The 7,223-nt window shown below is 62.8% G+C and carries 7 protein-coding genes and 2 pseudogenes; 4 read left to right on the forward strand and 5 right to left on the reverse strand.

The window, feature by feature from the left end; genetic code table 11:
* The first annotated feature begins 161 nt into the window (after nt 1–161).
* Both FHS98_RS18495 and FHS98_RS18500 read left to right on the forward strand, forming a co-directional pair.
* Entirely contained in the window at nt 162–611 is a 450-nt protein-coding gene (locus FHS98_RS18495; protein ID WP_167108921.1) for a CBS domain-containing protein, read from the forward strand.
* 184 nt (nt 612–795) lie between these two features.
* A pseudogene (locus tag FHS98_RS18500) lies at nt 796–1,061 on the forward strand (BufA1 family periplasmic bufferin-type metallophore).
* Between the two features lie 136 nt (nt 1,062–1,197).
* Here FHS98_RS18500 and FHS98_RS18505 read toward each other — a convergent pair.
* The 5 genes and pseudogenes from FHS98_RS18505 to pdxR all read right to left on the reverse strand — a co-directional run bounded on the left by FHS98_RS18505 (nt 1,198) and on the right by pdxR (nt 5,417).
* Nucleotides 1,198–1,896: an SDR family NAD(P)-dependent oxidoreductase gene (locus FHS98_RS18505; protein ID WP_167108924.1), complete on the reverse strand. Its 699-nt coding sequence runs from the start codon at nt 1,894–1,896 to the stop codon at nt 1,198–1,200.
* A gap of 348 nt (nt 1,897–2,244) precedes the next feature.
* Nucleotides 2,245–2,639: pseudogene (locus FHS98_RS18715) on the reverse strand (integrase core domain-containing protein); the annotation flags it as partial.
* Between the two features lie 313 nt (nt 2,640–2,952).
* A complete protein-coding gene (locus FHS98_RS18520; protein ID WP_167108927.1) occupies nt 2,953–3,279 on the reverse strand; it encodes a DMT family transporter in 327 nt (108 codons plus the stop codon).
* Between the two features lie 97 nt (nt 3,280–3,376).
* Nucleotides 3,377–3,832 (reverse strand): carboxymuconolactone decarboxylase family protein, encoded by a 456-nt coding sequence (locus tag FHS98_RS18525; protein WP_167108930.1) that lies wholly within the window; start codon nt 3,830–3,832, stop codon nt 3,377–3,379.
* A gap of 106 nt (nt 3,833–3,938) precedes the next feature.
* Nucleotides 3,939–5,417, reverse strand: a complete 1,479-nt coding sequence (gene pdxR, locus FHS98_RS18530) for a MocR-like pyridoxine biosynthesis transcription factor PdxR (RefSeq protein WP_208402386.1) — start codon at nt 5,415–5,417, stop codon at nt 3,939–3,941.
* Between the two features lie 40 nt (nt 5,418–5,457).
* On the opposite strand from pdxR, the gene FHS98_RS18535 reads away from it, so the two are divergent.
* Both FHS98_RS18535 and FHS98_RS18540 read left to right on the forward strand, forming a co-directional pair.
* Entirely contained in the window at nt 5,458–6,105 is a 648-nt protein-coding gene (locus FHS98_RS18535) for an FMN-dependent NADH-azoreductase (RefSeq protein WP_167108933.1), read from the forward strand.
* A 65-nt stretch (nt 6,106–6,170) separates the two neighbouring features.
* Nucleotides 6,171–7,223, forward strand: a 1,053-nt coding sequence (locus FHS98_RS18540; RefSeq protein ID WP_167108936.1) for a nitrilase-related carbon-nitrogen hydrolase, incomplete at its 3' end; no start/stop codon positions are given.

The raw sequence follows: 7,223 nt of genomic DNA on the forward strand, positions 1-7,223 counted from the left end.
CTCCTATGGACTACCGGGACAACCGCCACTCGCCTCTCAAAGGGGTCCCTTTTCGACGCCTATAGGGGGTCCCTTTTGGACGCCGATTGACAGCAAGAGGTGAAGCCCGTAGATCAGGCCTCAAGAGCATCAGGCTCTGAAGATACTGAAAGGAACTCGACATGCTTGTACGGGACATCCTGAAGGCCAAGACGACGCCCCGTCTGATTACCGTTTCCGCAACCGCCTCCCTCCAGAAAGCGAGCGAGCAGCTCGCGCGGCAAAATGTCGGCATGTTGTTGGTGACAGCCGACGATGGCCGCCTGCTCGGCATGCTTTCGGAGCGCGACGTCGTTGGCTACGCCTCGCGGCACGGTCTTTATTCGCTCGCCCACGAAGTGCGTCAGGCAATGGCAGACGTGTCGATCGTCGCATCGCCGCTCAGCCCGGTCAGCGACATGATGAAGATCATGACCGTTCAACGTGCCCGCCATCTGCCGGTATTCGACGGTGCCGAGCTGGTCGGCGTGATCAGCATCGGCGACATCCTGCATTCGCGACTGGCCGAGAAGGATCTCGAGGCAACCGTGCTGCGCGATCTCGCCCGGACCTCGCTCGCGCTCGCTGCCTGACCGACCGAGAGTTCGTACCAGTGGCTTAGCGTTTGCGCCGGCTACGATCCGCGCTTCCTTATCTCCAGTTGTGACCAGCCGCCGACTACCCCTCGGCCCTGGTTGCCGGGCACCGGCTCTCCTGTCCTCCCTCCCCGAGAGCCGGTGCATACCTCCGCCGATCCCCGAAAGTGGCCAAGGGACTATGATGACCACGGCCACCAAGGGCGCGCTTCTGTCCTCGCTCGCGATGGGCGCGTCCACCGCGAGCCATGCCCAGGCCGCGAAGATGGAGAAGTGCTATGGCGTGTCGCTCGCCGGCAAGAATGACTGCAAGGCCGGTGCCGGTACGAGCTGCGCGGGCACCTCGCACGTCGACTTTCAGGGCAACGCCTGGAAGCTGGTCCCGGTCGGCACCCGCACGAAGATCCAGACCCCAAGGGTTCCGGCTCGCTGACGCCCAAGGCCTGAGGCGGTGGTCATGCACCCCACCGCAGGCCTCGGCTCGCTCTGGAACAGGCCGAGTTTCGACACGCGCAGAAGAAGAGCCCCTCCATCACGGAGCGAGACTCGCCCGGCATCCGGCACCGAACGGGATCGCGGCTCCTCAGAAATTCTCGCTCCAGGGACGCAGCGCGATCTCCCAGGACCAAGCGTTGCGGGGCTGTCGGAGCACGTCCACATAGCTTTGAGCGATCGCGTCCGGGTCGAGCAGGCTGTCGGGCCTGTCGGGATCCTCCCGATAGGTGCCGCGAACGGCGCCATCGATCACGAAGTGGGCGACGTGAATGCCCTGGGGATGGAGTTCGCGGGCCGCACTTTCGGCAAGACCGCGGCGTCCGAACATGCCCATCGCGAAGGGCGCCGAGCGCGGATAGCCTTTGACGCTCGCCGACGCTCCGATCAGCAGGATGGCGCCCGACTTGCGGGGAACCATGCGCCGGGCGGCCTGCTGAACAACGAGGAAAGCGGCGAAGGTCGAGGTCTTGATGACCCGTTCGACATCGGCCGCGTCGAGATCGGCGAGCGGTCCGGCGACGCGGGCGACGGCGTTGTAGAGCACGATGTCAACGGGTCCCAGTTCAGCCTCGGCTTCGTCGAACAGGGTTGCAACGCTCGCCGGATCGGTCGCGTCTGCGGCGAACCGGAAGGCGCCGATGTCGCTGGCGAGCGGCTCGAGCTTGTCCGTGTTGCGGGACGACAGACCGATTTTGATCCCCTCGGCGGCGAAGGCGCGTGCGACCGACGCGCTGATGCCGGGGCCGGCACCGACGATAAGGGCAGTCTTGTAGGGTATCGGACGCATCACGATCTCCTGTTCGCATCGCGTGGGTTGAGCTCGACGGACGACATGCCTTTTCCGCTGCCGATCGGAGTCCGTCGAGACGCTCGCGCCGACGATGACGACGAACCTCCTGTTCGGAGCGCCGGGCCAGAGGTTGCATGGATCGGCACCTCAAGGCCGGCAGTCGCTCAGACCGATCGAGTCGAGAACCCGATCGTTATTCGCTGGACAGTGAATATAGATATTTGTGCGAATATTCGCTCATGGCGGCTCATTCGCCGAGCAGAAAATATGATGAAATTCGAGAATGACGAGGAGGAATTTCTGAACGGGCTTGAGCGGCCCCCACGGGGTGGACCGGCTTGATTGTTAGTGCATGATCGCCTCCTTCGCCATGGCCGGGCGGAGGTGGAGCGAAGCGGAACCGGAGGCCGGCCATGGCGATGTCGCCGTTTCCGGGGCCGGCGGGCGGTAACCGAGGCTGCTGTGAGGGCGCACGGTATTGTAATGGCGCCGCCAGGCTTCGATCAGCACCCTGGCCTTGGCGAGGCTGTAGAAGACTCGCCGTTCGGCAGCTCGTCGCGAAGAGAGCCGTTGAAGCTCTCGTTATAGCCGTTCTCCCAGGGTGAGCCCGGCGTGATATAGAGCGTCTTCACGCCGATCTTACCGAGCCATTTCCGGACCTCGCCAGCGATGAATTCGCTGCCGTTATCCGACCGGATATGAGCAGGGGGACCACGCCAGAAGAACAGCTCCGCCAAGGCCGCCCCTCATCCAGCTCTTACCCCACCTGCGTCGCAGGGGACGTGAATTGGGCCATAATCGGACAGGCAGGCTTTACGCGAAAGCCCCTGGAAAACGGACACTGGATCCTTCGTTGGATTAGGCAGACCAAACCCTCTTGCCATCTTCGCAGCGATGATCGTCACCGTCAGGCCTGAATCCGGAGGGGGCTCTGGCGGAAAGCGAAGCCGTAGAGCGCGGTGCGAAACCGGCATCCATGCCGGAGGGACGAAGGCTCCGGCCGCCGCGATACCCTCGCAACTGGGGCGAGGGAGCAACTATCTCAGCTGACAACTAGACTCCGCTTGGCGTGACGAGTTTGAGACCAATCACCCCAGCGAAGATCAGGACCAGGCAGAAAATACGGGCCGGCGAAGCGGTATCTCCAAGCAGGATGATGCCCAGAACGGCGGTGCCAGCAGCGCCTATCCCGGTCCACACGGCGTATCCGGTCCCGACGGGCAGCGTTCGAAGCGCCAGGGAGAGAAGAATGACGCTCGACACGCCGGCCGCGACCGTCAGCAACGAAGGCATCGGCCGGGTGAAGCCTTCGGATGCCTTCGTGCACAGCGCGAAGACGATTTCGAGGATGCCGGCAATGCCAACAAGTTCCCATGCCATGGTGTGTTTCCTTCCAGGCCCGGCGCATTCGGCGGGCAAGGGAGTGGGTGTGATGGACAGCCAGCCCGCGATGGCGAGCCGGCTGCAGTTGGTTGTTTCAGGCTTGCTGCGTAGTGACCGGGGTCGAGCGGAACGCGATGCCAAAACGGTTGAACGCGTTCATCAGCCCGATTGCATAGGTCAGGTCGGCAAGCTCGATATCGCTGAACGCAGCGGTCGCCGCTGCGTAGTCGGCGTCGGGCACGCCCGTCTCGGAGACTCGGGTCACGCTTTCAGCCCAGGCGAGGGCGGCGCGCTCGCGCGGGCTGAACAGCGTGCCCGCGTCATGCCAGACCGACAACAGCACCAGCTTTTCCACGGCGAGGCCCGATTTGATCAAGTCGCGCGTGTGCATGTCGATGCAGAAGGCGCAGCCATTGATCTGTGATACGCGGAGATAGACAAGGTCGATCAGATCCTTCGGCAGGCTGCCTTTCTGGAGGGTAACGTAGACGCCGCCAAAGGCCTTGTAGCCGTCGGGCGAAACCTTGGCGTAGTCGATGCGGTTGCTCATGATGCATTCTCCATTGATTGGAATGCCTGCATCTTGCGCGACCTTGGCCTAGTGAGGGAGGGCCATGAACGGGCTTATTGTCTGGGCCATGATCGTGACTCCTGGATCACAGGAGTTCCCTGATCTGGACGGCGAGTTTCTCGGCGACTTCGCGAGAGGTCACGTTGGTGAAGTTGAGCAACAATCCGGCGGCGTCACGCGCTCCCATGGTCCAGTCCGACAGCGCCTCGGCATAAAGGCCGGCTTCGCGCATCCGCGTGACCAGTTCGCGGTCGGAGATGCTCGCCCGCAGCCGCAACACCAGGTGCATTCCTCCTGGCTGGGCATCGATCCGGACATGCTCACCGAGTACAGCTTCGACCCCCGCCACGGTTGCGCGTTTCCGCTCGGAATAGAGCCGGCGCATGCGCTGGATGTGCCGCGCGAAATGGCCTTCCTGCATGAAAGCCGTGACGATCGCCTGGGTGAGCGCCGGACTCCCGCCGGCAAAGGCGGTGACGATCTTCTCGAACCGTTCAACCAGTGCTTCCGGCACTACGAGATAGGCAAGGCGAAGGCTGGGGAAAAGAACCTTGCTGAAGGTGCCCGCGTAGAGCACGCGGCCATCACGATCGAGGCTCTTCAGCGCCGGCAGCGGGCGGCTGACATAGCGATACTCGCCGTCATAATCGTCTTCGATGATCCAGCTCTCGGTCCGCGTCGCCCAGTCGAGCAACGCCATCCGGCGGGAAAGCGAAAGCGACATGCTCAACGGGCTTTGATGCGCCGGCGTGACGACTGCCGCCCGGGCATGCGACGCGCGCGCGATCGCCGTCTCGACCATCATGCCCTCGTCATCCACGGCCACGGGCTCGGCTGATATGCCGAGATGGCCGAGCAGTTCGCGAGTGGGCGGGAAGCCCGGATCCTCAACCCAGACGCGATCGCCCGACGTCAGCAAAGCGTGGGAGATCAGTTCCAGCGAGGCACGATAACCAGAGGTGACGAAGATCTGCGAGGGACCGCAACGGATCCCGCGCGAGACCTGCAGATAGGCGGCGATCTCCGACCGCAGCGCCCAACTGCCATGCACTGGTGGGTGGACCATATCGATGGGCTGCATCGCGCGAACGCAACGCGCGCCGAGGCGAGCCCAGAGTTTCCGGGGAAAGACATCGAGCGCGGGCAGTCCCATCTGGAAGGGAAGGATGGAATCGGGGCGGTAGCTGGTCGGGTCACCGATCGGTCTTGGTGGCGGCGCGGCAAGAGGAGCATGCGGCTTTATGCCCGGCGCCACCACCGTTCCGGCCTGACCGCGCGGAAGGATATATCCCTCCGCCGCGAGCAACGAATAGGCTGTCTCGACGGTGCCGCGGGCCAGTCCGAGTTCAGTCGCGAGTGCGCGCGCCGATGGAATCCGGTCTCCGGGTTTGAGGGCCTCAGCGGCAATAGCTGCGCGGACCCGGTCGTAGATCTGCCGATAGAAGGGCTCGGCCGCCGTCGAATCGAGCGGCGGGAAATCGCGAAGATCGGGACGGGTCATGGGCCGATCATAGCCGGGAACAGGGACAATCGAAATCATGGCCCAATCATTGATGTCATTCATGGCCCTTGGGCATCGGCCATATCTCCGTCATTCAGAAGCCATGCAACACGCTCCTGAAAAACCGGAAGACGGACAAGTGAAGCAAATTCTGTACCTCACCTGCAGCCCTCGCGGGCGCGCTGGCGAGAGCTCCAAATTGTCACGCATCATCGTCGATTGCCTGCTCGAGCGCGAGCCGATGACGCAAGTGGTGGAACGCGTGATCGGCGGCAATGCTCTTCAGCACGTCGATGGCGATTATGCCTTGTCCCAGGCGTTGGCGGAGGACGTCTCCCAAGAGGGATCGATGATCCGGTCCGAGGAACTGATCCGCGAGCTGGAGAGTGCGGACTATCTCGTCATCGGTACGCCAGTGCACAATTTCACCGTACCTTCGACCCTGAAGGCTTGGCTGGATCACGTCGTCCGCGTGCGCCGCACCTTCGATGTGAGTCGGGACGGCAAGATCCCGTTGCTGCACGATCGGCCCGTCTTCGTCGGGGTATCGTCGGGCGGCAGGATTTCCGGCACGCGCACCCGCCAGCCTGACTTCCTCACACCATACCTAAGGGCGGTTCTCGGCATCATCGGCCTGCAGGACATGCGCTTCTTTTCGATCGAAGGAACTGCGGCTGGCCCGGACGCGACGGCATTGGCGCAGCGCGAAACCGGACGCGCCATTCGCGAGCACTTCGCCTCGCTGGCCTGAGGAACCCGCCTCCCACGCGCTTACCGAATGAAGCCGGTGGGCGCCGAGATATCAAAGGACACAGAATGACGATCGTGAAAGCAGCGGCTGTCCAGATCAGTCCGGTTCTCTACAGCCGGGCGGGGACGATCGAAAAAATCGTCAGGAAGATTCGTGAACTGGGAGAAAATGGTGTCCAGTTCGCGACCTTCCCCGAGACCATTATCCCCTATTATCCCTATTTCTGCTTCGTCCAGTCGGCGTTCGATATGAAGATGGGCAAGGAGCATCAATGCCTGATCGATGAAGCGCTGGTCATACCCTCGGCGGAGACGGACGCGATCGCGCAGGCCGCCAAGGAAGCGAACATGGTGGTCTCGATCGGCGCCAACGAACGTGACGGTCGCACGCTCTACAACACCCAATTGCTGTTCGATGCCAATGGAACGCTCGTCCAACGGCGCCGCAAGATCACCCCGACCTATCATGAAAAGTTGATCTGGGGACAAGGCGACGGGTCGGGGCTTCGCGCCGTCGACACCGCGGTCGGTCGGATTGGTCAGTTGGCCTGCTGGGAGCATTATCTCCCGCTGGCACGCTATGCGCTGATCGCGGACGGCGAGCAAATTCATTCCGCGATGTACCCCGGCTCTTTTGCCGGGCCACTCTTCGCCGATCAGATGGAAGTCAGTATCCGCCAGCACGCCCTCGAGTCCGCCTGCTTCGTCGTCAACGCGACCGCCTGGCTCGACCCGGATCAACAAGCCCGGATCATGAGTGATACCGGCTGCGCGATCGGGCCTATTTCCGGTGGCTGTTTCACGGCTATCGTTGACCCCGAGGGCCGGATTATCGGTGAGCCCATCACCTCAGGCGAAGGCGAAGTCATTGCGGATCTGGACTTCGCCCTGATCGATTTCCGCAAGCGGGTCATGGATTCGCGCGGCCATTACAGTCGACCGGAACTGCTAAGCTTGAGGATCGACCGGAGTCCCGCGCCTCACGTGCACGAGCGAAACACCGAGCGTCCGGACAACCTAGGCGACGATCTAGGTTGCGTTGACAAAGTGCGGCAACCACCTGCGGATGGCAGCGAGATTGAGGAAGCTGGCGAAGGACAGGGCGGTCTTGTCGTAGCG

Origin of the sequence: Sphingomonas oligoaromativorans (assembly GCF_011762195.1) — a bacterium.
GTDB classification, from domain to species: Bacteria; Pseudomonadota; Alphaproteobacteria; order Sphingomonadales; family Sphingomonadaceae; genus Solisphingomonas; species Solisphingomonas oligoaromativorans.